The following is a 25,322-nucleotide window of genomic DNA, read 5'->3' as shown; positions in this document are numbered from 1 at the left end:
ACCAATCCGCAATAATACTTAATCATTTTGCGGGGCTAAACGTGTCGCTACCTGTGTTAAAAAATTCTCATTTAGAACAACTAAATAGCGAATTTTTTGCCTAGCTATCAACACGTTTTTCCATCCTCAAAATAGATCACTTAATTAAGCGAATTGGTATAACAATCGAAAATGTTATTAAAGAAAAACAACACACTGCTACAAACTTAATCTAAAAAGATAGACACGCCCTAGTCGTTCCAACTTATCTGTATTATTTGCATATCTTTATATTTTGATTCTGTAAAGAAAATCTGATTGTTATTACTAATAAAAAATGCGATGGGTTTAAAATCCACGTGCACATCTTTTACTGTTTTATCTTCTAAATTAAGCCGAGCAACTCTTGAAATAGCATCAGAGTAGTAGAGGTAATTACCATTAATGGCAAAAAGTTGCGCTTGTCGCGCGTCTTTAGGCAATTCCCAATTCTGTTTATCTGATAGTTTAATTAACTGATTATTTGTAATCGCATAATTAGTGCCGTCAACGTCTGAAATTAATTTGTTAGCTTTAACACCCTCTAATATAGTTGTGTCTCGCGTTAATAAATTAAACTGAGCAAATAGATTTTCTGAACCACTTCGCTCTAAATAAATTATACTTTCATTATTTTTAGACCATACATAGTTTAGTATTTTTCGCCCTTTAAACTCAGCTATGGTATAGAGCTTGTTCGACATAACGTCAAAAAATGCAATATCATTATTAATTCTTAATAAAACACGATCTTGCTTACTCGATACTCTTAGTCCGCCAATAGCAAAGTTAGATTTCCCTTCATAAGTAAAGTTACTAAGTTGCTTTGTAAGCCCGTTTTGAGATAACCACAACTGACTGCTGCCAGAGCGCTCGGATACAAAAATATGCGCTGGCCCTTTCTCATTAATGACTTCTACAATGTTGTAGTCGTCTTCATCACTTTTGTAGAGTGCTTCATACTCAGGAACATCGCTAAAAAGATTAGTCGCTTTAATTAACGAAAATGCTTGTGTTTTATTTGCTGAGTAAAAAAGGCTATTAGCAGATTGAACTGCAATATAATAAGGTGAAATTGCTGGGGTAACCGTTAGTGTGCGTTTAATGATATTATTTTCATCAAACACAATGGTTGAAAGCTCAGAGTCTTCAAAAACAATCACGCCTTTATCGTCTGCAAGCCAGTCAAACGCGAAGCTAATTATGCTTTTCTTTGCTTTAAATAACCGCTTGGTTTCATGGGTCTCAAAATTGTAGCTAAATACAGAAAAAGGCTTACCCTTTTGACTAAGTACATATGCTATTTTACTACCAGAATGAGATAAACGAGGCATGATTACGCCATACATGACGCCTGGTGGTGGAATCACTATGAATTCTTTCTTAAGTTCTAAATCATATTTATATAAACCTGAACCCTCATGCTCATTTTTATATTCGGTGTAATAAATATGCTCACTACTTTCGTCTACTTGCGCATAACCTGTGTATCTAAGGTCGCACTTCTTAATTAAAGTAGCCTCTCCTATAACAGGAAACTGGCTTAAATCAACGAGTACCATTTCACACTTTTGCTGCTTTAAGTTGGTAGCTTGTAACAACACAGAGCGCTGATTTAACTGCCACGATAAAATGGATACTTGAAAGCCAGGATAGGTAATTTCAACTTCCCTTTGATCAGATAGTCGCTTTACAAATGCATGCATTACGTCATTTTCAGGTTCAACATTTGTATAAGCTAAATATTGTTTATCTGAGGACATCTCAGGATGAACCTCACTGCCTATATTCCACGTGCTTGCTACCTTATTAACCGTGATCTGTTTAATCTTTTCATTAGAAGGTGCATTAATAAAAAACAACCCGAACCATACTAAAAAACACAGGAAAATAATGACGAATAAAGAATAAATCAAAAACTTTTTACTATTCTTTTTTTGAACTGGTTTCGAAATAGTTGCACTAGCTATTTCTTCATTTTTGGCAGAAATACCCGGTGAGTCAGGCAAAATATTTGCAGGCTCTTTCGAAACGTTTGCTTGCGTTAAACGCTCAGGTATTACTGTTAGGCTATATCCTTTACGGTAATGCGTTTTTAAAAGCGGCGCTTTTTCAATTGGGTGGGCAAGCTGCTTTCTTAACTCTGAGATTGCACGGTTAATCGCATTATCATCAACAAAGCTCTGTTGCCACACACTCTCAATAAGCTCTTGGCGGGAAACGATTTGTTGAGGCTTATCTATAAAGTGGAGTAATAACTTTACTAAAAGTGGATCTAATTCCCTTTCTAAATGGTTTGAAGTAATCACACAGCGATTACTTATAAATTGCCAAGGTCCGATTTGATAATTCATAGTCTTTAATTATTTTTTATTTTAACTAACCCTATCACAGGTACATTTTTTTGTGTAGTAACTGCAACCACAAACCTTATATCATCAAATAAGGTTTTAAACTAAACCACTAATTTTAAACAATTAAAGTTATTAAAAACCTTACTTATTAATTGCTCATAACTAGATAAGCGACTCAATGCAAATTCAGCGATATTCTTTAAACCGTCATCAACAAGCAGCTTAGTAAAAATCATTTGTGATTCTAAATTGGCTGCATTTAAAAAATATAAAAGGTTTAATTATGAACAACACAATGAAAAAAGTACTACCAGCTTTACTACTAGCAACGGCTTTTAATACTACTTCAGTTATTGCAGCTGACGCTAAACAAGATACCGTTCAAAATAATTTTGAGAAATGCATGATTGATGAAAGCATAGAGGCAATTAACCCTGTTAATCAAGAGCTACAAAACACAATCAAAATAGACGCTTCTAAGCCTTTAAAAAGTAATGTTGATAAGCAAACATTACTTTCTTCAATAGATGAAAAAATATCAGCTGAGCTTGACTCTTCAATGAGCAAAATAAACTCGCAAATTGATAAAAATCTTTCAAAGGTAACATCGTCAATAACTGCATATTTCAGCAATGTGTTATCGAACTAAAAAAATCAAATTAAAAGCTATATTAAGGAATGATCATGAAAAAATTCACAAAAAAATTAGTGTCTGCTAGCGTATTACTTAGTTGTAGCCTTTTAGCAAATACAGCACAGGCTCAAAGCTCTGTATGGCAAGTAAGTAATGGCAATGACTCACTATTTATTGGCGGTACAGTTCACATACTACCTAAAGCTGAAATGCCACTACCCGCCGAGTTTAACCATGCTTATGAACAAGCAGATACAATTATTTTAGAAGCACCGTTACCTGACCCAGCCGACACCAATGCACAAATGCAAATGTTAGGTGCGCTATCGTATACAAATAACGAAACGTTGAGTCAAAAGCTAGAACCCGAGATTAAGGCTTCACTTGAAAATAAGCTTAGCGAGTTTGGCGCTAACCTAGCTAAGTTAGATGGTTTTCGCCCTGCTATGGTTAGTATTGTTTTAATGTCGATGGAGCTTCAAAAGCAAAATTTAATGGGTGAAGGGGTTGATGCTTACTTTACTAAAAAAGCGACTGAAGATAACAAAACAAAAAATTACTTAGAAACAATGGAATTTCAGTTAGAGCTTTTTAAAACAATGGGTCAAGGCAACGAAAACGATTTCATTAAACGTAACTTAGCCGAGCTTCACAACTATGGCGATATGTTTAAAGGACTTTTAACTGCCTGGCGCAAAGGTGATACAGACACACTGAATAAAATGGCACTTGAAGATATGCAGCAAAATGATCCGAATAGCTATAAACAACTTATTATAGATAGAAATAATGATTGGTTACCAAAAGTAGAAGCCATGTTTAACAACGACAAAAATGAGTTTGTACTTGTTGGAGTTGCCCACCTTGCAGGACAAGATAGTTTACTTACCTTACTTGAAAACAAGGGCTATAAAGTTTCTCTAGTTGATGTTGAAGAGAGCGTTAAAATAACAACTAAAGACGCTGAATAATGGACAAGACAGACAAACAAGCAATGTCGTTATTATTTATATTTGGTTTTTTAATGTTAATTAGTATTATATAAAAAATGCCGCTTATTTGAAGTAAGCGGCATTTTTACATAAGTGGTAAAGCTATCCTTATGGGCGTGGAATAAATCCAACTGCATCATAAACGGCTTTTAATGTAACCTCAGCTCGAGCACTCGCTTTTTCAGCGCCCTTTTTCATGATGTTATTAAGAAGCGATTGATCTTCTCTAATCTCTTTAAAGCGAGCTTGAATAGGTTCAATCATGCTTACAACAGCATCAGCGGTATCTTTCTTCAAATGGCCATACATTTTATCTTCGTATTCTGGCACTAAGTCTTCAATTGAGCGCTTAGTTGCAACGCTTAATAAAGTAAGCAAGTTTGATACACCCGGCTTTTCTTTGCGATCAAAGTAGATACGCGCTTGTTCGTCTGAGTCTGTTACTGCTTTTTTAAGTTTTTTCTCAATCTTTTTAGGCTCGTCTAGCATCATGATAAAACCATTTGGGTTTTCATCTGACTTTGACATCTTTTTAAGTGGATCTTGTAGGCTCATTACGCGAGCACCAAATTCAGGAATATACGGTTCTGGTAGCGTAAAAATATCGCCATATACATTATTAAAGCGCGTAGCAATATCGCGAGTCAGCTCTAAATGCTGCTTTTGATCATCTCCTACAGGTACTTTATCTGCTTGATACAATAAAATATCCGCCGCTTGCAGAGCTGGATAAGCAAATAAACCCACGTTAATATTATTAGCGTGCGTTGCTGACTTATCTTTAAACTGCGTCATACGATTAAGCTCACCCATTTGCGCATAACAGTTTAAAACCCAACCAAGTTGAGCATGCTCAGGCACTTGAGATTGTACAAATAATGCAGATTTTTCCGGATTGATACCACATGCTGTATATAACGCAACTCCATCCAGTACGCGAGCGCGAAGTAATTCAGGGTCTTGGCGTACCGTAATCGCATGCAAATCTGCAAGCATAAAGTAGCTATCACATTCTTCCTGTAGCTTAACCCACTGGTTAATAGCGCCAACATAGTTGCCTATTGTCATACCACCGGTTGGCTGCATGCCACTTAATACTACTGGTTTACTCATGATTTTCCTTTATTTAGCTTAATTAATAATATTTAACGCTGCGTTAGAACAGGTATTATATCTAAGAAGTTATCGCATAGGTACTGCGGATTATAATCTGCAAGGTTTTCACCTTGGTTATAGCCGTAATTAAGTGCAATTACGTCTATGTTAGCGGCTTTAGCTGCAAGTATATCGCTTTTAGAATCACCTATCATTATTGCTTTATTCGGTTCAACATTTAGCTTTTTACAGGCAAATAGCAATGGCTCTGGAGATGGTTTTTTTGCCATATCGTCACCACATACAATCACATCAAAATGGCTCGCTAGTGCTAGTTTATCAAGCAACTTCTCTGTAAACACACGAGACTTATTAGTGACTAATGCTTTGGGCATACCGCGAAGTGCTGCAAGCCCAGTTTCTACATGTTGGTACAACACACTATATTCACCCACATGTTGCTCATAATGTTTATAAAACTGCGTAATAGCTTTGCTGCTGAGTGATTCATCTAAATGTTCACTCACTTGCATATCGCCACTCAAGGCGCGTTTAACTAGCACTTCAACACCATTACCTACCCAGCTTTCAACCAAACGCTGACTTACTATCGGAAATGCTAAGTCAGTTAATGTGAGATTTATGGCTATATATAAATCGTAAACGCTATCAACCAAGGTACCATCTAAATCAAATAAGGCGATATCGTACTTCATTATTTTACACTTCCAAGCTGCTCACGCATTTGATCAATCACAACTTTGTAATCTGGTTGGTTAAAAATAGCAGAACCTGCAACAAACATATCTGCCCCCGCTTGAGCTGCTGCTGCAATGTTATCGACTTTAATACCACCATCAACCTCTAAGCGAATATCTCGACCTGATTCAATAATACGCTGTTTTGCTTGGCGTAATTTTTCAAGCGTATGAGGGATAAAACTTTGCCCGCCAAAACCTGGGTTTACCGACATAAGTAAAATGGTATCGAGCTTATCAATAACATGATCTAAATAACTTAAGCTTGTAGCAGGGTTAAACACTAAGCCTGCTTTACAGCCGTGATCTTTAATCAGCTGTATTGTACGATCAACGTGCTCGCTAGCTTCTGGATGAAAAGTAATAATTGATGCACCTGCCTCTGCAAACAGTGGAATAAGGCTATCAACAGGCTTAACCATTAAATGCACGTCGATAGGCGCTGTTACGCCGTAATCTCTAAGTGCTTTACACACCATTGGGCCAATTGTTAGATTAGGTACATAGTGATTATCCATTACATCAAAATGAACCACATCTGCACCCGCAGCGAGTACTTTGTCAACATCTTCACCTAACTTTGCAAAGTCAGCAGACAAAATAGAAGGGGCAATTAAATATTTTTGCTCTGGGTTAAACATGATTAACTCCATCAATAAATAGTGTATTGCGTTAATGTAACTTAATTGAAGATGTTACCCAAGTAATATGGCGTAATAGCCCCTATTTCAGGTAACTTTAAGTTTGATATTTAATCAATATTTGCTATGATTAAAAAAGTAACAAATTATTGGATTTCATCATGCGTGCTTTTAAAACTGGGATATTAATTGCGTCGGCATTACTGCTTATCGGGGCGTTTAGCTTTGATTCAAGCTCTGAGCAAGAATTAAGCTCAGTGGGTAATTGTCATAATACACAAGTGGTAAGTGCTCAAAACACATTAACTACAATCACGTGTATTAAAGCTGAAGAAGAGTCATCGTGGTTTTCGTGGTTAACTGGCGATAGCCGTAGCGCTCAGTTTCATTACCTCGATTTGCTAGAACTACTTACTAGTTCTGATGATTCTAAAAATACTCCTTCTTTAAAACCCTTATTTTAAATAATGCTGCAATTTATTAGCGCGTTGCAAAGTGTGCTAGCAGCATTTTTTGGTGTTCAATCTGAAAATAAACGCCAAGTTGATTTTAAACAACACTCTCCTACGTCTATTATTTTAATTGCGATTACACTATTTATTGCTTTTGTTATCGCAATTTATGCAGTGGTTGCTTGGGTGCTAAATACATAGCCATTAACTCGTCTACTTTATTTCTAGAGCCACCTTTGGGGCTGATAGTGCGCTTTACTTGTATTTGATCAAGTGATGCTTGGCTATAAATTTTTCGAGTCCATACAGTATCGTGATTAGATATAAGCACTGGCGTGTTGTTTTCAAACGCCGCCTTCTCAGCCAGATTAGCCAGATTAGCCTGATCATCTAAATTAAACCCGCCCTTAGCGTAAGAGGTAAACGAAGCCGTTTTACTTAATGGTACATAAGGTGGGTCGCAATAAATAACAGCATTGTTAGGTACTAACTTAAAAACGTCATCGTAGTCTAAACAGGTGAAGGTTGCTTTTTGTGCTTTTTCAGCAAAAAAATACATTTCTTTTTCAGGAAAGTAAGGCTTTTTATATTTACCAAAAGGCACATTAAAAATACCTTTTAAATTATACCTACAGAGTCCGTTGTAACCATGGCGGTTCATGTATAAAAACAATATTGAACGTTCATATACATCACGACTTTGATTAAACTGTACACGATATTCGTAATAAGCATCTGCGTGATTATTCAAATCTACAAATAACTTTTTAGCGTCACTAATCAGCTCATCTGGAGAGCTTTTTAGCTCTTTGTATAAGTTAATTAAGTCTGCATTTATATCATTGAGAATATAGTGTTTAAAGTCACTATTTAAAAACACAGAGCCTGCACCAACAAAAGGTTCAACCAACGTATCAGCATGCTTGCTAGCTTGGTTTAATCGCGCATTAATATTTTCAACTAGGCTGTATTTTCCGCCGGCCCATTTAAGGAAGGCTCTACTCTTTTGCTGCATTGGCTCTTTACTTCAATCTGGTGTTGCGCGATTTTACACTAAAGCAGTGTGTTTTACTGATCAACGAGTGCTATTTCTTGCTTTATTTTACTAATTTTTTTATAGAAAGGTTTATTTTTTCTAACCTCAGCAGATAAAGTATCCATTGCTGATTTTGCTTCGTTTATACTTTCAAAACTGCCAAATGTAACAACCCACCATATTTTATTATTTCGCTTTGTTTGGTAAGTATGAGTTTGCTGCTGTAGATTGAATTGAGCAATAAAATTATCGCTAACTTCCTGCTGAGTTACGGCTAATAATTGAATAACACTATTTGTATCTATTTGCTGCATGTACCATATATTATCTTGGCTGATCTGGGTTTGCTCTGCTGTATTTACTTTTAGAGCTTCAGATTTAACGTCACTTGATACACTGCTTTTATTATTAGTACTATCATCAACATCATTGTCTAATACGTTAACGGTGTTGCCAGGTTCGGTAAGGCTTTGCATTATGGCAGGCACATCATTAATGTGTACACGCTCTGGCTTAATATCTGGCTCAACTACTTCAAGTTCATTTAAGTTAATTATTGAGTCATTTTTCTTTATAGCCGGCTCACTTACTTGCTCTATAGATATTGCTGTATTTACTACTTGTGTTTCTTCTTGCTGATAATACTGTTGCCACCACTGCGTCATATCCGACTTATAAAGCAGACCAATAATTAAAAGCATAATCAGCAACATCAAAATCAATAAGTGTAATCGCCAAGACACTTTGTCTTTAACAATAATATCGGCTATGTGCTCACTAGGTTGCCAAGCAAGCAATAAGCTTGGATTACCATGAGCCTCAGCTAAAAAAGTACTAAATACAGGGTCTTCATCATAGGGTAAGTCTGTAAAGTACCACTGCAATAACATCTTGCTTTCTCGAAGCGTTAGCGGCTCCAGATAAATTTCAACAGCGTTATTTAAAGCCAGTTTGGACTGTGAAGCTATTATAATATATAGCGTATTTGGGCTGTTTTTAGAAAGTAACTCAAGCTCAATTAACATCTCATCAGATAATTGCCTACCGCCATCAAGTACCCATAAACATGGCCCGCATGGTTGCTGCTGCAGTAATTGGTAATAGTTTTCAGGTAAACTTAAGTTATGATCAATCAGGGGAGAGTTAAAGCTTTGCTCTAATAACTCACTCATTAGCTGAGCATCAGTCATTTGCGCACTTACTTGCACGAAGGCTTTATTAAAGTCGTTGTATTTATCTGTAATGAAGGTTTCGAGCATGTAACTTTTACCTAGCCCAGAAGTGCCAAGTAAAACAATTAAATTTTGCCCGTACTCAAATTGCAGTGCGATTCTATCCACCAAAGCCGCACGGCTTGGTAAAATTTGTGACTGCATTTACTGCTCGATTAAGTCTCTAACTTGATCATCAGATACATTATCAACTAATGCACACTGGCCAAATTGGGTAGGTAGAATAAAGCGGATAGTGCCTTTTTTATTCTTTTTGTCTTTACGCATATGCGTTAAAAACTGCTCGCTAGTCATTTGCTTTGGAATTTCTGTTGGTAAATTATATAGCTCAAGCAGCTTAATAATTCGATCAACTTCATCTGCGCTTAAATCTTGGCGTGTCTTGGCAAGTTTAGCTGCTAATACCATTCCTGTTGCAACAGCTTCGCCGTGTAACCAAACGCCATAACCCATCTGTGCCTCAATTGCATGGGCAAATGTATGGCCTAAGTTTAACAAAGCCCGTAAGCCGTGTTCTTTTTCATCTTGAGCAACTATAAGCGCTTTTATTTCACAACATCTAAAAATGATATGCTGTAAGCATGCTTCATCTAATTGCTGTAAATTAGTCACATTTCGCTCTAAATAGGCAAATAATTCGGTATCGTAAATCAGACCATACTTAATTACCTCAGCCATACCTGCTGCAAACTCTCGTGCAGGTAGAGTGTGTAATGTTTGCGTATCAATAAAAACCGCTTGAGGCTGATAAAATGCCCCTATCATATTTTTACCTAACGGATGATTTACTGCCGTTTTTCCACCTACCGATGAATCAACCTGTGAAAGCACTGTCGTTGGTATTTGAATAAACGGTACGCCGCGCTGATAACAAGCCGCTACAAAACCAGTTAGGTCACCTACAACACCGCCACCTAACGCAATTAAACACGTATCTCGGCCACAGTTATTTTGTAGTAAAAATGCTGATATTTTTTCAAACCATTCAAGTGATTTATATTGCTCACCGTCAGGAATAATAAAAGATAGCGGATTTAGATCAGCTAATGAATCAAGTAACCTTTGCAAATATAAAGGCGCTATTGTGTCATTAGTAATGATGATAGGCCGACAATCACCAATGTGGTGAACCAGGCGGCCATTATCTTGAAGTGCAGATTGCCCAATATAAATAGGATAACTTCGCTCGTCCAAATTAACAGTTAATTTAAGCATGCTTGGCTATTCCTTTATTATTGGTTTTTAAAAATCTAATTTCTCGATGATTTGGTTAGCAACAACTTTAGCGCTTTGCTCATCGGTACGTACAACAAAATCAGCAACTTCTTTGTATAGTGGCTCGCGTTCTTCTGCTAAGCGCTCTAGTACGTTACGAGGTGCTTCTTCAGTTTGCAGTAATGGACGACGCTTGTCGCGTTGCGTGCGTGCAACTTGCTTCTCTATAGGTGTCTCTAGGTATACAACGATACCTCGAGCCGAAAGCTTGTTTCGAACTTCTTTGCTCATTACTGAACCACCACCGGTAGCAAGTACAATACCTTGCATCTCGGTTAAATCGCCAATAACAGACTCTTCTCGAAGTCTAAAGCCTTCTTCACCTTCAAGATCGAATACCCATGCAATATCTGCACCTGTGCGGCGTTCGATTTCTTGATCAGAATCAACAAATTCAAGGTGTAATTGGTCAGCGATGTGACGACCAATCGTGCTTTTGCCAGCCCCCATGGGGCCAACTAGAAATATATTACGTTTCTCAGCCATATCTTTTAGTACAAACAAACTCTAAAATTTGAAATAAAACCCCGCCTAACGACCTGGCCCCAAAATTAAGGAGGGGATTATCTCAGTAATTGCAGGGGTATTTCAAGTCAATTAGGATAAAAAGCCATATAACGAGCAATTAATCTAAATAATCACCCGTTGGTTAACATAAAACCACTGTATTTTAATCAATTTGTATTTTTGGTGTCACAAAAATAAGTAATTCACGCTTTTCATTAAACTCACTTGTGCTTTTAAATAGTCTTCCTACATAAGGAATATCACCTAAAATTGGTACTTTACTTGTAGTATTAATGATTTGCTGCTGGAAAATACCACCGAGTACTACGGTTTGTCCATTCTCAACTAATACTTGTGTTTGGATCTCTTGGGTATCAATAGACACAGCTTCACCTGTACCCGTTTGTACGGTATCACCACGTGTATCTTGAGTAATCACTAAGTCTAGTATTACTTTATTATCCGGGGTTATATGAGGCGTTACTTCTAAACTCAGTACCGCTTTTTTAAAGCTTACGGTAGTAGCACCACTTGAAGCTGACTCAGTGTAAGGAATTTCAGTACCTTGCTCTATTCGCGCTTTTTGCTGGTTTGCTGCAATAATGCGCGGGCTTGCAATAATCTCACCTTTGTTCTCTTTTTCAAGCGCACTTAGCTCTAAATCAATTAACGTTCCGTTAGCCAGTTTTGCTATGTGTAAGCCAATACTCGCTGCTGGGTTTGATGTAGGTAAATTTACATTTAATCGATCTGAAATACTTGGCGCATTTGAAGTTGATGTCGCGTTATAAATGCCTTCTGCGCCTTCAAGTGAGCCTGAAATACCAACACTACTACCTTGGTCACTAAAGCCCCAGCGTACGCCTAAGTCCTCAGTAACATTATCACGCACAGTTACCATACGAGATTCTATTACAACCTGCTGTACTGGAATATCGAGTGTTTCAATCATGCGGCGGATATTTTCTATACTCTTTACCGTATCTTTTACTAATAAGGTATTTGTACGCTGATCAACCGATACACTACCACGGGCTGTTATAATGCTGTTTCTATCTGTTTTTAATAAATCAGCAAAATCTTCGGCCTTAGCATAGTTTAATCGAATGTATTCACTGTACAGAGGCTCTAAGTCTTCAACTTGCTGTTTAGCTTTTAAATCTTTAGCTTCACGTGCAGCTAGTTCTTCTGCAGGTGCTACCATTAAAATAGAGCCATCCATGCGCTTATCTAGCCCTTTAATACGCAGTACTACATCAAGCGCTTGATCCCACGGTACGCCATCTAAGCGCAGCGTTATGTTACCCGTTACTGAATCGCTGGTTACTAAGTTAAAGTCATTGTAGCCCGCAATAATTTGTAGTGCTGCTCGCACAGAGATATCTTGAAAATTTAAGGTCATAGGGCGACCTTGATACTCAACGCCACCATCTAAATAGGCGTTTTGCGTTTCATCTTTTTCTACCGTCAGCGTTAAAATATTATCTATTTGCTGGTACGTAAATGTAAACTGAGCGTTTGGCTCAATAACGACACGACTTAATCCGTCTTCTTTAAAAGTCTCGATATTACTTACAACAGTACCAAAATCTAATACATCTAATTCATAAAGTAGGTCATCTAAAATATCGGTGTGATGAAAGTCAGCGTAAATTTTACCGCCACTTTCATGGACTTCAATTGCAGCTTGAGTGTCTTGTAAAAATACGAGTACTTTCGCTTCGCCCTTTTCACCACGTCTAAAATCAATTGATTGGATACGGTTGATGTAATTTCCACTTACATCACCTGAGTCCATCGCTACATCTTCATTTTCAGATTCTGTAAGAGGATTATCAGACACGCGTATTGATACTAAGTTGTTATGAACTTCAGTTTCATAAATTTTTAATCTATCTAAGTTTACCGTTACCTTTAAACCACTGTTAGTTAAAACATTAGTAACACTGCTAATTCCAGCTTGATTAACTTCAACATCATTTAAACCAACCTCTAACTCTGCGGTATCAAAAAACATTTCGATTCGGGCTGGGCTATTAAACACCTGAACTTTTGGCTCAAGCGTTAACTCTTCATCAAAAACAAGCTGTAACTCAGTTTCGCCTTTAAGTAATGGATTATAACGAACATCATAAAGTAACGGCCCTGCAACGGCTGAATTTACAGTGACTAAAGCAACAGCAGCCAGTAATGTTTGTGAAATACGATGAAGCCAAAGTACATCCTTATGCATGCTATTTTTACCTTTTTTATTATTAATTTGCGCCATCTGTTGCCGCCTCTAACATTTCTAATTTAGTCAAGCGCTCTTTCCAACAGCCAGACCCATCAGGGATTAATTCCACTAACTCTATATAGTCGTTACTTACTGTTTTTACTTTGCCATCATAACTACCAAGGTAATTCCCTACCGTTACACGATGCAAAGTAGCGTCAGCTGCTGTTATTAATGCCCATATTTGTCCACTAGAACCAATTGTGCCTTTCATTGCTAAGTTATCTAGCGGGTATTTTTCTAACGGTTCGCGGCGACGCTCTTGATCTGGGTGCAAACAGTTTTTTACTTGCGTTAATTTATTTTGGATTATCTCAGGCTGAGGCGCTACAAACGGGCTACGTAGCTGACCAGCACTGTACTCAAATATTTCAAACTTTGTCAGCTCAGGAATTGATTCAACCTTTGGTGTTGTGCTTGCTTTTACTTGATCAATAAATTCTTTTTGCTCAGACGTATCATCATTACAACCACTCAAAACAAACACCATTACTACAGGTACTACGCGAAGGAGCTTCATTTTTTAACCCCTTCTTCATAGCGATATGTTTTTGCAACAACACTAAATGTTAACTGTTTATCGCCCGATGATAAAATAGAAAAGTCATGTAAGCTTACAATTCGTGGTAACTGAGCTACTTTACCCACAAACTCACCAAATTCATGGTAGGTCCCTATCACTTCTATTTTAATCGGTAATTCAGTATAAAATTCTTTCTCGACTTCTGGTAACCAACCTATTTTTAAAAAAGTCAGACCACTTGTTGTGCCAACATACGACAAATCATCAAGTAAACCAGGGGTTTCGTTAGAGGTAGGTAAACGTTTTAATAATTGTGAAAACTTATCTTCCATTTCAATCATTTGTTGACGGTAGATCTCAAGCTTACTCGCGACTGCGTATTTAGTGCGATAAGTTGTGCGTAACTCGACCTCTTTCGCAACTGCACTGTGGTAACTATCAATTTCATCAGAAACTAATAGGCTATAACTAAAAAACAATACAAGTCCGGCAACAAACGTACAGCAAATTGCTTTAACTGCAATAGGCCAATCGCCAATGTTATCAAGCTCTATTTCATTCCAATCAATTTCACTCAGTGCTTTAAAATCAAGGCTCATCGCTAACCTCACCAATTTTATCAAATGGTTTTACATAAAATTCCATATTAAAATCACTAAGTAAACGCGAAGATTGATCGCCTGCAACAATGCCTTGCATTGAAGGATTCTCTAGTAAATATGAGCTTTGTACTTGGCGCAGCATTGTTGATAAACGGTTATTAGATTCACTACGTCCCAATACATGTATTTGGCTGCCTCTGCGCTCGAGTTTTGTTAAGTAAACCCCACCCGGCACTATTTTGGCAACTTCATCCATTATTTGCGTACCCAAATTACGGCTGCTTTGTAATTCTTCAATGAGCCTCATACGCTGTTGTAAGTTTTCTTTTCTTTTATCTAAACTTCTAATTTCACTTATTTTTTTATCTAGCATGCTAATTTCTGAGCTTAAATAGTTATTCTTTAAGTTTTGACCGTCTTTTAATGCACTATAAAAAGAGCTTAATAAGTACATACTCGCAAAACAAAGTATAACGACACCAATAAGTATAGTTACAAATTTCTTTTTCGATTCTTCGCGCTGCGATTCACGCCAAGGAAGTAGATTTATATGTGGCATGTTGAAAAGCTCCTTAATGCCAACCCTGTCGCAATTGCAAACTGCGTTTTGTGACGCTGCATTACATTACGATCTACTTTTGGAGAAATTTCCATATTTTCAAAAGGCTCAGCAACGACAGAGTGAATACCTAGTTCTTCAATGAGTAATCGGTCAATACCTTTAATCATCGATGTACCACCCGTTAATACAATATAGTCGATTTGCTCTTTGCCACTGGTTGTTAAAAACATTTGCACCGCGCGTCGCACTTGTTGGAGTAACGAAGTTTGAAAAGGGGCTAATACTTCAAATGTGTAGTTTGGCGGTAAATCACCTGATGTTTTACCAATTTCAGCTTCATCAAATCCTTTATTATAATAAGCAACAATACTATTTGTATATTGGTCGCCACCAAAAACTTGGTCACGTGTATAAATTGTTTCCCCTGCTTGAACAACGCTCACGAGCATTAAAACCGCACCAATATCAACCACAGCCACACATTTATTAAATGCGTCGCTAGGTAATTGTTGGTAATACACATCCATTGCACGACTTAACGCATAGCTTTCTACATCAACTATTTTAGCTTCTAAATTTGCAGCTTCTAAAGCGCCAACTCGCGCTTCTACACTCTCAGTACGAGCAGCTGAAAGCAAAACATTCATTTTACTAGGATCGGCCTCATTCGTCGAAAGCTTCTCAAAGTCGAGGCTCACTTCATCAAGAGGATATGGAATTAAACTATCGGCTTCAATTTCAATTTGCGACTCAAGTTCAGCATCAGTTAACGATACATCCATGAAGATCACTTTTGTAATGACTGTTTGGCCAGAAACAGCCACTGCTGCAGATTTTAACGACTTTGGTAATTTTTTTCTTAATTTTGTAATTACGTTACCAATCGCTTCAATATCTTGAATTGTGCGCTCACTCATAGCGCCTTTTGGCATCGGCTCAATTGCAAGTGCTTCGAGTCGAAATCCAGTTTCAATTTCACGTAAAAGCACAGCCTTAATAGAGTGTGATCCAATATCAATTCCTACCATCATTTGGGACGGTTTTTGAAATAGTTGACTTAGCATGTTTCAACTTGGCCTTTGTTTTAATAATAAACAAGTTATAATTTTTATATGAAAAAATATTATTCATTTTTTAATCAATATATACTAGCAGTCAAAACTCGCAATTGGGAGTCCATTTAGGGAAATATAAGTGATTTTATTAAAACGAACTTTACAATTTTTTATCATTTGTGTGTTAATTGGTCTGATTACTTTGATCAGTCTTTATTACTACGTTAAACCTGATATCCCCAGTGTGCAAGTTTTAAAAGACGTGCAATTACAAACTCCTATGCAAGTATTCACTAAAGATGGGCTTTTAATCAATCAATTTGGTGAAAAACGTCGTATTCCAGTGACTATTGATGAAATTCCTCAAACACTCATTAATGCATTTTTAGCGACAGAAGATAATCGATTTTACGATCATATAGGCATAGACCCTATTGGTATAGTACGTTCGGCTGTTGTTCTTATATCTACTGGCGAGAAAAAACAAGGTGCAAGTACTATTACTATGCAGCTTGCTCGTAATTTCTTTTTAACACGCGAAAAAGCGTATATCCGTAAAGTTAAAGAAATATTTATAGCGCTTCATATTGAAGGAGTGTTAACAAAAGACGAAATTTTAGAGCTTTACCTTAATAAAATAGAATTAGGTAATCGTGCTTTCGGTATTGGTGCAGCAGCGCAAGTTTATTACGGTAAAGAGCTAAAAGATTTAACACTTGCGCAAATGGCGATGATTGCAGGTTTACCTAAAGCACCTTCAGCTTTAAACCCAATTCGTAACCCAACGCGTGCAAAAGCGCGCCGAAATGTAGTTTTAGGCCGTTTACTGACCGAAGACTATATAACACAAGAGCAATATAACGAAGCAACTAGCCAACCTATTACAGCTTATTTTCACGGTGCAGAAATAAACTTATACGCACCGTATATCTCTGAAATGGTGCGCGCTGAAATGGTTTCGCGCTATGGGGTAGATAAAGCTTACAACTCTGGTTTTAAAATTTTTACCTCAGTAGAGTCAAAGGTTCAAAAAGCAGCGCAAAACGCACTTGTAAATAACTTACACAGTTACGATATGCGTCATGGTTTTAGAGGTCCAACTGATGTTTTATGGAATCCTGAAACACAACCAGCTTTAACTGAGCAACAAATACTCAATAAATTACAGAGCGTAAATGAGTTAGGCACTTTAAAAGTTGCAGCAGTACTCAGTGTTAATAATAAAACAGCTACAGTACTACTTAAAAACGGTGAGCAAACAACTCTCAGTTGGGATAGTTTAAAATGGGCGCGTAAGTATATTACTCGCTACCGCCAAAGCTTTGCTCCAAAAGCAGCTACTGATATTTTAACGCCAGGTATGCAAATATGGGTACGTCAAAACGAAGATAACAGCTACTTATTAAGCCAAATACCAGAAGCATCAAGCGCTATTGTATCCCTCGATCCACAAGACGGTAGAATAAAAGCTATTGTAGGGGGTTACAGCTTTGAGCAAAGTCAATACAACCGAGCGATACAAGCTAAGCGTCAAGTGGGTTCTAATATAAAACCTTTTATATATTCAGCAGCACTTGAAAAAGGTTACACGCTTGCGTCTATATTAAATGATGCACCTATAAACCAATGGGATAAGAGCCAAGGCGTAGCATGGCGCCCTAAAAACAGCCCTGCTGTTTACAACGGTCCTATTCGAATTCGCCGTGCTTTAGCGCAGTCTAAAAACGTTATTTCGGTGCGCTTACTACGTGGTGTTGGATTGCAACGTACAGCTGATCACTTACTAAAATTTGGTTTTAAAGACGCTGACATTAATCGTAGTGAATCATTAGCACTTGGTAGTGCTTCTATTACCCCGCTTGAACTTGCAAGAGGCATGAGCACATTTGCCAATGGCGGTCATTTAATTGAACCTTACTTTATCTCAGAAATTCAAGACGCTTACGGCAATATATTGTTTAAAGCAAACCCTGCTCTTGCCTGTGACGAAGAGCCTTTGCCAACACACAATGCTCTCTCGATGCATAATAGTGATGATGAAATGGAGCAAACGAAAAAATGTGCGCCGAGAATTATTTCTAAGCAAAATGCATTTTTAATTGCTGATGCTATGAATAGTGCAATTTGGGGGGGTGGTAGCTGGGCTCATAAAACAGGTTGGAGTGGAACCGGTTGGCGAGCACAAGCGCTAGATCGTCGCGATATTTCAGGTAAAACAGGCACAACTAATGACTCAGTAGATACCTGGTTTAGCGGTTTTAATAGTAATGTGATGACCTCAGTTTGGGTTGGCTTTGATAATCCGGGCAACGCTCTTGGTCGCTCTACATATAACAACAACCTAGATAGCAGCCAAATATCAGGTGCGGAATCTGGCGCTAAAACCGCGCAGCCAGCATGGGTTGAATTTATGAAAGCGGCACTTGAAGGCAAGCCTGAAGCCCCAATTGAGCCGCCTGAGGGACTTGTTTCTATTCGTATTGATTTAGCTACCGGCTTACTTAGCCATAAAAATGATTACACGAGTCGATTTGAATATTTTGAAAAAGGTACTGCACCTACAAAGTATGTGCTATCTCAGCCTAACGATATATTTGAAGAAGACACTAAAACAGAAGAAGAGCTATTTTAATAATATGTATGTAATACAAAAACGGCAGCTTATTTAAGCTGCCGTTTTTGTTTAAACCAAAGGTTTATTTTAAGTTTTGAACAAGCCAATATAAATCAGAGTGCACACCCGCGGCGGTCACTTCTCTACCCGCTCCTGGCCCCTGAATCACTAATGCGTTATCGCTATACCATTTGCTATTAATTACAAAAATATTATCGCCAGGTGTAAGGTTTGCTAATGCATCGCCATTAGGCACATACGCTATTCCCACTTTAGCAATTACTTCACCTTGTGTGATTTCTAACAAGCCCGTATATCTAAGTACTAAATTTTTAGACTTTGCTGTCACTGCATGCTCTTCGATGAACGCGTCTAGCTGTGCTTTTTTATTTAAAAAGTCATCCCAACTTCCCAGCGCAAGTTCATCTGGCATCAATGCCGATAAGCTAATATCGTCAAGTTCAAGCTCAACACCTAGCTCTCGAGCTAAAATAAGTAGCTTACGCTGCATATCTCGCCCAGATAAATCTTCGCGAGGGTCTGGCTCTGTGAATCCCATTTTCTGAGCTTCCAGTAGCAACTCAGAAAATGGCCTTGTTCCATCATATTTACTGCATAACCACGAAAGCGTGCCTGAGAAAACACCTTCTATACGTGTTATTTTATCGCCACTATTTTGCAAATCAGCCAAAGCAAAGTTAATAGGTAAGCCAGCGCCTACACTGGTGTTATATCGCCAATGTAAATTACGTTCTTTAATATTACTACGAAGTGCTTTATACCAAGTAGTAGGTGCTGTTCCAGCGTATTTATTAGCACTAATTAAATGACAGTTTCTATCTACAAAGTCTGGATATAACAAGCTAAATTGTTCACTTGCGGTAATATCAATTACAATTTTATGCTCGTAATCGAGCTCATTTATAGCATTCAGTAAATCTGCAGATTGATAGCTATTTGCCTCATGCTGCCATTGAGTTTTCCATTGCTGTGTATTAATACCACTTGCATTAAACAGCATTTTTTTAGAGCGAATTAGACCGACTAATTTAATACTAAAGTCATCCGATAAACGCTCAAATTGTGCCGATAACTGTTTAATGAAAACGTCGCCAACGTTACCAAGCCCCGCAACTATAATTGCGATTTCTTGGCCTTTATTAATTAGCTTATCGTGTAAGTCACTTTGTATATCACTATCTATAAATTGATCGGTAAGCAATAAAGCATAGCCAGTATCTTGATGGACAAAACGAGGTTTTATGCTGTGGAGTTTTAATAAATCTAATGCTTGTAAGCTTAATGTATTAACGTCTTGCTCAAGCGCTACAATTGCACAACCGTTTAAATTTGACTCGCTAATATTTGCCCTACCCGCAAAGTAATTAATAACTTGATATGTTTGTGCAGCCGGTACTACTAAATACACTTCACCATTATGGTTAAAGTGATGAAGGCTATGCTGAATAAGCTGACTAACACTTGCAACCTCACCTTCACTTAACCCTTCAACCATTAATAGGTCAACATTTTGCAACGTGGTTATAAAGCGCTTTTTCTTCGCTGAACCTTCTTTTACTATATCTGTTGGACTTGCTTGTACGTCAAAACTACTGCGAACAGCTAGCTTAATATCTGTGTTTTTAAGTGGCGATAGTGTTTTTGCATGTAATACAGGGTTACCCAAACGAGCTAATAAATTAGCCTGTCCACGGCAAATTTTGCCGTACTTAATCGCTTTTTGTACCTTGCGAGGATCAGTGCTATACACCCCCTGTGTATCAGTCCAAATACATACTTGCTTAGCATGGCAATAATTTGCAAGTAGTGTTGCACTGTAGTCACTGCCATTTCGGCCAAGCGTTACTGTCTCGCCTTTGATATCTGCGGCAATAAACCCAGTAACAACATTTATTTTATTAGGCAAAATTAACTGCCCACATTGCTGCGCATTTTGCGCATGCATTAATTCGCCATCATTTAAGGTAAAAAGAGTACGTGCATCTTGAGCGCATGCCTCAATATTTAGCTGCTGTAAATAAGTAGCGAGTAAACGTGCTGACCACAGTTCGCCATGTGCAAGCAATGCAGCCTCTTTTAGCTGCTCAGCTTGAGCAAGTTCTGCAATATAGCTAAGTTCGATACTTAGTGTTTTAAGTGCACTTCGTTTTAAATCGGCTTCTAATAGCTGCTCTATTAAATCACTTTGATGGTTATTTAACTGCAGTAAAATATCAGCGACTGCTTGAGTATCTTGTTTTTGATAGCTTTGCCAAAGTAATACTAGCGTATCGGTTGTCTTACCCGCAGCCGATACCACAACACAGTCGCCCGTCTGAGTATGCCCAATAATTATTTTAGCTACGCTTTGATAGCGCTCACTTGAGCTTAAGCTTGAACCACCAAATTTATGTACACAATTGACCATATTTATACCAATTCGCTTAATTAAGTTGTCTATTTTGAGGATAAGAAAACCGTGTCGATAACAAGGCAAAAATTTCGTTGTTTAGTTGTTCTATATGAGAAATTTTTAACGAAGTTAGCGTGCGGTTTAATCCCTCAAATTGATTAGGTATTATTGCGGATTGGTATTACTTACCAAAGCGCCGGACGGGCTGCACTTAATTTAACGTTACCACCAGGAGTGCCTGCTCCTTTGCCTACACGGCCAACATTTTTATTTTGCCCTGGTTTTACAAGTTCAAACACTCGTTCAAAATCAGCGACTAAATCGTGTATATCTTCAATACCTACCGAAATACGAATAAGCGTATCGCCCACACCCGCTTCTAAACGTGCTGTTGCCTCCATACCTGCGTGCGTCATAGTTGCAGGGTGACAAATTAAGCTCTCTACGCCACCTAGTGACTCAGCTAAACTAAACGTTTTAAGGCTAGTTAAAAATGCCGCAGCGTCGTTTATATCGCCTTTAATATCAAAACTCACCATGCCACCAAAACCAAGTTGCTGTGCTTTAGCCAGCTCATGTTGAGGATGTGACTCAAGACCTGGGTAGTAAACTTGGCTTACATATTCAGAGCTTTCAAGATACTTAGCTATTGCCAGTGCATTTTCTTGATGCTGCCTTAGGCGCACATTTAAAGTACGTAAACCACGAAGCGTTAAATAGCTATCAAAAGGCGCACCCGTAATACCAATGTTATTAGCCCACCAAGCAAGCTCATCGCCTAACTCTTGTGTTGCGGCAATAACAGCGCCGCCTACTACATCTGAGTGTCCGTTAATGTATTTAGTGGTTGAATGCACCACAATATCTACACCAAACTTAAGAGGATTTTGTAAAGCAGGCGACAAAAACGTGTTATCTGCAGCCACCAATGCACCGCATTGCTTTGCAACATCGGTCACCGCTTTAATATCTGTTAAACGAAGTACTGGGTTACTTGGGGTTTCTATCCAAATAAGCTTAGGTTTAATTACTAAAATTTGTTGAAGGCTTTCTTCTTTTGTTAAATCTAATATTTCGAGCTTTAGTAGTCCGCGTTTTTGTAAAGATGTAAATAAACGATAGCTGCCACCATAACAATCATGTGGAATTACTAACGTATCGTCACTATTAAGTAGCTGAGTAGCTAAATGCACGGCAGCCATGCCTGTAGCTGTAATTATGCCACGAGCGCCACCTTCAAGCTTAGCAAGCGTCTCAGCTAAAATATCACGATTAGGATTACCGCTACGACCATAATCATACTCACGCTTAGTATCAAAGTCGGCAAACGAATAAGTAGTCGATAAATAAATTGGCGGTACCACCGCACCATGATGTTTATCAGCATCAACGCCGTTACGTACAGCAATGGTCGCTTTGTTTTTTTCGCTCATATTCGTCACCTGATTAATTTGGATGTTTAGACGTCTAAAAGAGTAAGTTATCCGTTTTGATAAGTCAAAGTATTTTAAAGCTCTAGATGGCTAAAAGTAGAAGGGGCTTCTGCGAATAACACATTTTAGCTCACAAAAGTGTGCTTATCTTTACACCTACAATAGGCTTATTAAGATAGATCGGTATCTATTATTTGACTATCTTTTTTAAATCGATAGAATTTCACGCATATTTACACGCTTTTTATACCGTGTGAGAAATTAATAATCTGAGGCAACGATACATCTTATGGCTAAATGGAATGGTGAGTATATTCACCCATACGCAGAACACGGTAAAAAATCAGAGCAAGTTAAAAAGATCACCGTTTCGATCCCGCTAAATGTATTAAAGGTATTAACTGACGAACGTACACGTCGTCAAATCAATAACCTTCGCCATGCTACAAATAGTGAATTGCTATGTGAGGCATTTTTGCATGCTTTTACTGGCCAACCTTTACCAAATGACGATGACTTACGTAAAGATAACGCCGAAAAAGTACCAGAAGAAGTTAAAAAAATAATGCAAGAAATGGGTCTAGAAGTACCCGTTTTAAACGAAGAATAAATATTACAAAGACAAAAAAACCTCAGTAATTACTGAGGTTTTTTTATGTCTAAATTTTATTGCATAGCTCTACTGTATAGATTTACTGCATATAGTTTTCAGGTAGCTCAATTTGTGCAACACCTGACTCAATTGCAGCAAGTGCAACAGCTCTTGCTATACGCGGCAGTAAACGTGGATCCATTGGTTTTGGAATAATATACTGCGCACCAAATTCTAGTTTATCTACTCCAGCGGCTTTTAAAACTTCTGCAGGTACTGGCTCTTTGGCAATACTTCGAATAGCATCTACTGCAGCAATTTTCATTTCATCGTTAATAGCACTTGCACGTACATCAAGTGCACCACGGAAAATAAACGGGAAACATAAAACATTATTAACTTGGTTAGGGTAATCAGAGCGCCCTGTTGCCATGATTAAATCGTTGCGTGCGCCGTGCGCAAGTGCAGGATCAATCTCAGGATCTGGGTTTGAACATGCAAACACAACTGGTTTTGCAGCCATTAGCTTTAAATCTTCAGCCGCTAATAAGTTAGGACCAGAAACACCCACAAACACATCAGCATCTGCAATTACATCTTGCAATGTACGCTTATCGGTATTGTTAGCAAAAAGCTGTTTATATTCATTTAAGTCATCGCGGCGGGTATGAATAACACCTTTGCGGTCAAGCATATAAATGTGTTCACGCAGTGCACCACACTTAATTAACAGCTCCATACACGCAACAGCGGCAGCGCCTGCACCTAAACATACAATAATTGCATCTTCAATTGACTTACCTTGTACTTCCAGCGCATTTAACATACCAGCAGCCGTTACAATGGCAGTACCGTGTTGATCATCATGAAAAACAGGAATGCTACAACGCTCTATTAATGCTTTTTCAATTTCAAAACACTCTGGTGCTTTAATATCTTCAAGGTTAATACCACCGAATGTGTCGGCAATATTGGCAACCGTATTAATAAAGTCTTCTGTTGTTTTGTGCTTAACTTCAATATCGATAGAATCAAGCCCTGCAAAACGTTTAAACAATAGCGCTTTACCTTCCATTACAGGCTTAGACGCTAAAGGACCTAAATTACCAAGGCCTAGAATTGCAGTACCATTAGTAATAACCGCAACCATGTTACCTTTACCCGTATATTTATAAGCATTTGCAGGATCTGCAGCTATTTCACGTACAGGTTCGGCAACACCTGGGCTATACGCAAGTGCAAGATCATGAGCCGTTTCAGCTGGTTTTGTAAGCTCAATGCTAATTTTACCTGGTACGGGATGTGAGTGGTAATGTAGTGCTTGTTCACGAAAGTCAGACATAACGCGATGGTATCCTGCAATTTAAGTTAAAGTGAGAGATGGAGTCTTGGGGTACGATACCCTTATTATTTTTAAATTCCAAGCAATATCAGGTCTATCCTGTTATATGCTATATCCTATAATTTTAAGAGGTTTTTCAGTAACTTTGCAGGATTATATCAACATTTAATAAATAAAAATTCACCTAAAAAGTAAGTTTTAAGGTGCTTTTATGCCTATCAAAATCTTATAAAATGTATACTTAAAGTATCAGCATAAACTTAGAATAACAGCCTACTACCCTACTTTAAAAACAGATAAGCCCACGTTAGATACTTTTATCAACCTAGTTAAAAATTGTACTATTTAAAATATAGAGAATATCTATCGATTTGTCTGTAAAGGATTATGCATACTCAGAATAAGAATAGGAAATAGTTATGCAAAAGGAGGGGATAGTTAAAATCAACGAAATAATACCAATCTGCTTATATATGGGGTCTATTTAACGTTAAGAAAATTACGCTAGAACTAGGCAAAAATTTTTGTATCTAGTTGTTCTAAATAAAAATTTTTTAACGACGTTATAGTGCAATTTAATTCGTTAAATTGCTCAAAGATTTATGTAGGTTAGTTTAAGATAATAAATAACAAATTTTAGGCACAAAAAAAGCACCCTAAGGTGCTTTTTTTAACTAAACAGCAATAATTACTTCTTGCTGGCAAGTGCACCAAAGCGCTTGTTGAAGCGATCAACACGTCCGCCAGTGTCTAAAACTTTTTGCTTACCAGTGTAAAACGGGTGACACGCAGAACATACGTCTAAGTGAATGTCTTTACAAAGAGTTGAGCTAGTTTCGAATTTATTTCCACATGAACATGTTGCAGAAATTACTTCGTACTTAGGGTGAATACCTTCTTTCATAGGAACCTCTAGT

23 protein-coding genes are annotated in these 25,322 nt (G+C 37.8%); 6 read left to right on the top strand and 17 right to left on the bottom strand.

Annotated elements, in window-relative coordinates:
• Window positions 1-230: 230 nt before the first annotated feature.
• The gene (locus tag I6F45_RS16425; protein WP_197161170.1) at window positions 231-2,372 is read right to left on the bottom strand and encodes a transcriptional regulator; all 2,142 of its coding nucleotides are present in this window, start codon (window positions 2,370-2,372) and stop codon (window positions 231-233) included.
• A 283-nt stretch (window positions 2,373-2,655) separates the two neighbouring features.
• On the opposite strand from I6F45_RS16425, the gene I6F45_RS16420 reads away from it, so the two are divergent.
• Entirely contained in the window at window positions 2,656-3,021 is a 366-nt protein-coding gene (locus tag I6F45_RS16420; RefSeq protein WP_197161167.1) for a hypothetical protein, read from the top strand.
• Window positions 3,022-3,056: 35 nt separating this feature from the next.
• Window positions 3,057-3,977: a TraB/GumN family protein gene (locus I6F45_RS16415; protein ID WP_197161164.1), complete on the top strand. Its 921-nt coding sequence runs from the start codon at window positions 3,057-3,059 to the stop codon at window positions 3,975-3,977.
• A gap of 129 nt (window positions 3,978-4,106) precedes the next feature.
• Here I6F45_RS16415 and trpS read toward each other — a convergent pair whose 3' ends face one another.
• The 3 genes from trpS to rpe are packed head-to-tail and all read right to left on the bottom strand — an operon-like array spanning window position 4,107 to window position 6,492.
• Window positions 4,107-5,111 carry a tryptophan--tRNA ligase gene (gene trpS, locus I6F45_RS16410; protein ID WP_165740607.1) on the bottom strand — a complete coding sequence of 335 codons (1,005 nt, stop codon included), beginning with the start codon at window positions 5,109-5,111 and terminating at the stop codon, window positions 4,107-4,109.
• A gap of 32 nt (window positions 5,112-5,143) precedes the next feature.
• Window positions 5,144-5,809, bottom strand: coding sequence for a phosphoglycolate phosphatase (locus I6F45_RS16405; protein WP_197140478.1), 666 nt, complete (start codon window positions 5,807-5,809; stop codon window positions 5,144-5,146).
• On the bottom strand, window positions 5,809-6,492 hold the full coding sequence (gene rpe, locus I6F45_RS16400) for a ribulose-phosphate 3-epimerase (protein WP_197140480.1): 684 nt from the start codon (window positions 6,490-6,492) through the stop codon (window positions 5,809-5,811). Before rpe ends, I6F45_RS16405 begins: the two co-directional genes overlap by 1 nt.
• A 161-nt stretch (window positions 6,493-6,653) precedes the next feature.
• Between rpe and I6F45_RS16395 the strand changes: the two genes are divergently transcribed.
• Together I6F45_RS16395 and I6F45_RS16390 are read left to right on the top strand one after the other, a co-directional pair.
• Complete coding sequence (locus tag I6F45_RS16395) at window positions 6,654-6,956, top strand: hypothetical protein (RefSeq protein ID WP_007586287.1); 303 nt, start codon at window positions 6,654-6,656, stop codon at window positions 6,954-6,956.
• Between the two features lie 3 nt (window positions 6,957-6,959).
• Window positions 6,960-7,145: a DUF2970 domain-containing protein gene (locus tag I6F45_RS16390; protein WP_197161162.1), complete on the top strand. Its 186-nt coding sequence runs from the start codon at window positions 6,960-6,962 to the stop codon at window positions 7,143-7,145.
• Here the strand turns inward: I6F45_RS16390 and I6F45_RS16385 are convergent.
• The 9 genes from I6F45_RS16385 to I6F45_RS16345 form a co-directional block, all read right to left on the bottom strand.
• Entirely contained in the window at window positions 7,102-7,959 is an 858-nt protein-coding gene (locus I6F45_RS16385; protein WP_165740603.1) for a Dam family site-specific DNA-(adenine-N6)-methyltransferase, read from the bottom strand. The genes I6F45_RS16390 and I6F45_RS16385 overlap by 44 nt on opposite strands.
• A gap of 53 nt (window positions 7,960-8,012) precedes the next feature.
• Window positions 8,013-9,356, bottom strand: coding sequence for an AAA family ATPase (locus I6F45_RS16380; protein ID WP_169061033.1), 1,344 nt, complete (start codon window positions 9,354-9,356; stop codon window positions 8,013-8,015).
• A complete protein-coding gene (gene aroB, locus I6F45_RS16375) occupies window positions 9,357-10,427 on the bottom strand; it encodes a 3-dehydroquinate synthase (protein WP_010553793.1) in 1,071 nt (356 codons plus the stop codon).
• A gap of 27 nt (window positions 10,428-10,454) precedes the next feature.
• On the bottom strand, window positions 10,455-10,973 hold the full coding sequence (aroK, locus tag I6F45_RS16370) for a shikimate kinase AroK (RefSeq protein WP_004589350.1): 519 nt from the start codon (window positions 10,971-10,973) through the stop codon (window positions 10,455-10,457).
• Between the two features lie 184 nt (window positions 10,974-11,157).
• The gene (locus I6F45_RS16365) at window positions 11,158-13,263 is read right to left on the bottom strand and encodes a type IV pilus secretin PilQ (RefSeq protein WP_165740601.1); all 2,106 of its coding nucleotides are present in this window, start codon (window positions 13,261-13,263) and stop codon (window positions 11,158-11,160) included.
• Complete coding sequence (locus I6F45_RS16360; RefSeq protein WP_007586272.1) at window positions 13,250-13,789, bottom strand: pilus assembly protein PilP; 540 nt, start codon at window positions 13,787-13,789, stop codon at window positions 13,250-13,252. The genes I6F45_RS16365 and I6F45_RS16360 overlap by 14 nt, the downstream gene beginning before the upstream one ends.
• Window positions 13,786-14,391, bottom strand: coding sequence for a type 4a pilus biogenesis protein PilO (locus tag I6F45_RS16355; protein WP_007586270.1), 606 nt, complete (start codon window positions 14,389-14,391; stop codon window positions 13,786-13,788). The genes I6F45_RS16360 and I6F45_RS16355 overlap by 4 nt, the downstream gene beginning before the upstream one ends.
• On the bottom strand, window positions 14,381-14,953 hold the full coding sequence (locus I6F45_RS16350; RefSeq protein WP_007586268.1) for a PilN domain-containing protein: 573 nt from the start codon (window positions 14,951-14,953) through the stop codon (window positions 14,381-14,383). Before I6F45_RS16350 ends, I6F45_RS16355 begins: the two co-directional genes overlap by 11 nt.
• Window positions 14,941-16,020 carry a pilus assembly protein PilM gene (locus I6F45_RS16345; RefSeq protein ID WP_024589891.1) on the bottom strand — a complete coding sequence of 360 codons (1,080 nt, stop codon included), beginning with the start codon at window positions 16,018-16,020 and terminating at the stop codon, window positions 14,941-14,943. Before I6F45_RS16345 ends, I6F45_RS16350 begins: the two co-directional genes overlap by 13 nt.
• Window positions 16,021-16,150: 130 nt before the next feature.
• Here I6F45_RS16345 and I6F45_RS16340 point away from each other — a divergent pair, with 130 nt between their 5' ends.
• The gene (locus I6F45_RS16340; protein WP_197119283.1) at window positions 16,151-18,643 is read left to right on the top strand and encodes a penicillin-binding protein 1A; all 2,493 of its coding nucleotides are present in this window, start codon (window positions 16,151-16,153) and stop codon (window positions 18,641-18,643) included.
• 64 nt (window positions 18,644-18,707) lie between these two features.
• On the opposite strand, the gene metL is transcribed toward I6F45_RS16340, so the two are convergent.
• Complete coding sequence (gene metL, locus I6F45_RS16335) at window positions 18,708-21,053, bottom strand: bifunctional aspartate kinase/homoserine dehydrogenase II (protein WP_165728110.1); 2,346 nt, start codon at window positions 21,051-21,053, stop codon at window positions 18,708-18,710.
• 170 nt (window positions 21,054-21,223) lie between these two features.
• A complete protein-coding gene (gene metB / locus I6F45_RS16330) occupies window positions 21,224-22,471 on the bottom strand; it encodes a cystathionine gamma-synthase (protein ID WP_121954134.1) in 1,248 nt (415 codons plus the stop codon).
• A 289-nt stretch (window positions 22,472-22,760) separates the two neighbouring features.
• Here metB and metJ point away from each other — a divergent pair, with 289 nt between their 5' ends.
• Entirely contained in the window at window positions 22,761-23,081 is a 321-nt protein-coding gene (gene metJ, locus I6F45_RS16325; RefSeq protein WP_007586263.1) for a met regulon transcriptional regulator MetJ, read from the top strand.
• Between the two features lie 82 nt (window positions 23,082-23,163).
• Here the strand turns inward: metJ and I6F45_RS16320 are convergent, their stop codons facing one another.
• Window positions 23,164-24,405 carry a malic enzyme-like NAD(P)-binding protein gene (locus tag I6F45_RS16320; protein WP_007582028.1) on the bottom strand — a complete coding sequence of 414 codons (1,242 nt, stop codon included), beginning with the start codon at window positions 24,403-24,405 and terminating at the stop codon, window positions 23,164-23,166.
• Window positions 24,406-25,093: 688 nt separating this feature from the next.
• Window positions 25,094-25,309 carry a 50S ribosomal protein L31 gene (gene rpmE / locus I6F45_RS16315; RefSeq protein ID WP_007582029.1) on the bottom strand — a complete coding sequence of 72 codons (216 nt, stop codon included), beginning with the start codon at window positions 25,307-25,309 and terminating at the stop codon, window positions 25,094-25,096.
• Window positions 25,310-25,322: the final 13 nt, after the last annotated feature.

This window comes from Pseudoalteromonas sp. SWYJZ19, assembly GCF_015864375.1.
Classification (GTDB): Bacteria; Pseudomonadota; Gammaproteobacteria; order Enterobacterales; family Alteromonadaceae; genus Pseudoalteromonas; species Pseudoalteromonas arctica.
The sequence above is the reverse complement of the archived record's forward strand: the minus strand, read 5'-3'. Positions and strand labels throughout refer to the sequence as shown.

Coding starts and splice junctions, on each gene's coding strand:
- I6F45_RS16425 (WP_197161170.1), bottom strand. CDS start 2,372: ATGAATTATCAAATCGGACCTTGGCAATTTATAAGTAATCGCTGTGTG.
- I6F45_RS16420 (WP_197161167.1), top strand. CDS start 2,656: ATGAACAACACAATGAAAAAAGTACTACCAGCTTTACTACTAGCAACG.
- I6F45_RS16415 (WP_197161164.1), top strand. CDS start 3,057: ATGAAAAAATTCACAAAAAAATTAGTGTCTGCTAGCGTATTACTTAGT.
- trpS (WP_165740607.1), bottom strand. CDS start 5,111: ATGAGTAAACCAGTAGTATTAAGTGGCATGCAGCCAACCGGTGGTATG.
- I6F45_RS16405 (WP_197140478.1), bottom strand. CDS start 5,809: ATGAAGTACGATATCGCCTTATTTGATTTAGATGGTACCTTGGTTGAT.
- rpe (WP_197140480.1), bottom strand. CDS start 6,492: ATGTTTAACCCAGAGCAAAAATATTTAATTGCCCCTTCTATTTTGTCT.
- I6F45_RS16395 (WP_007586287.1), top strand. CDS start 6,654: ATGCGTGCTTTTAAAACTGGGATATTAATTGCGTCGGCATTACTGCTT.
- I6F45_RS16390 (WP_197161162.1), top strand. CDS start 6,960: ATGCTGCAATTTATTAGCGCGTTGCAAAGTGTGCTAGCAGCATTTTTT.
- I6F45_RS16385 (WP_165740603.1), bottom strand. CDS start 7,959: ATGCAGCAAAAGAGTAGAGCCTTCCTTAAATGGGCCGGCGGAAAATAC.
- I6F45_RS16380 (WP_169061033.1), bottom strand. CDS start 9,356: ATGCAGTCACAAATTTTACCAAGCCGTGCGGCTTTGGTGGATAGAATC.
- aroB (WP_010553793.1), bottom strand. CDS start 10,427: ATGCTTAAATTAACTGTTAATTTGGACGAGCGAAGTTATCCTATTTAT.
- aroK (WP_004589350.1), bottom strand. CDS start 10,973: ATGGCTGAGAAACGTAATATATTTCTAGTTGGCCCCATGGGGGCTGGC.
- I6F45_RS16365 (WP_165740601.1), bottom strand. CDS start 13,263: ATGGCGCAAATTAATAATAAAAAAGGTAAAAATAGCATGCATAAGGAT.
- I6F45_RS16360 (WP_007586272.1), bottom strand. CDS start 13,789: ATGAAGCTCCTTCGCGTAGTACCTGTAGTAATGGTGTTTGTTTTGAGT.
- I6F45_RS16355 (WP_007586270.1), bottom strand. CDS start 14,391: ATGAGCCTTGATTTTAAAGCACTGAGTGAAATTGATTGGAATGAAATA.
- I6F45_RS16350 (WP_007586268.1), bottom strand. CDS start 14,953: ATGCCACATATAAATCTACTTCCTTGGCGTGAATCGCAGCGCGAAGAA.
- I6F45_RS16345 (WP_024589891.1), bottom strand. CDS start 16,020: ATGCTAAGTCAACTATTTCAAAAACCGTCCCAAATGATGGTAGGAATT.
- metL (WP_165728110.1), bottom strand. CDS start 21,053: ATGGTCAATTGTGTACATAAATTTGGTGGTTCAAGCTTAAGCTCAAGT.
- metB (WP_121954134.1), bottom strand. CDS start 22,471: ATGAGCGAAAAAAACAAAGCGACCATTGCTGTACGTAACGGCGTTGAT.
- metJ (WP_007586263.1), top strand. CDS start 22,761: ATGGCTAAATGGAATGGTGAGTATATTCACCCATACGCAGAACACGGT.
- I6F45_RS16320 (WP_007582028.1), bottom strand. CDS start 24,405: ATGTCTGACTTTCGTGAACAAGCACTACATTACCACTCACATCCCGTA.
- rpmE (WP_007582029.1), bottom strand. CDS start 25,309: ATGAAAGAAGGTATTCACCCTAAGTACGAAGTAATTTCTGCAACATGT.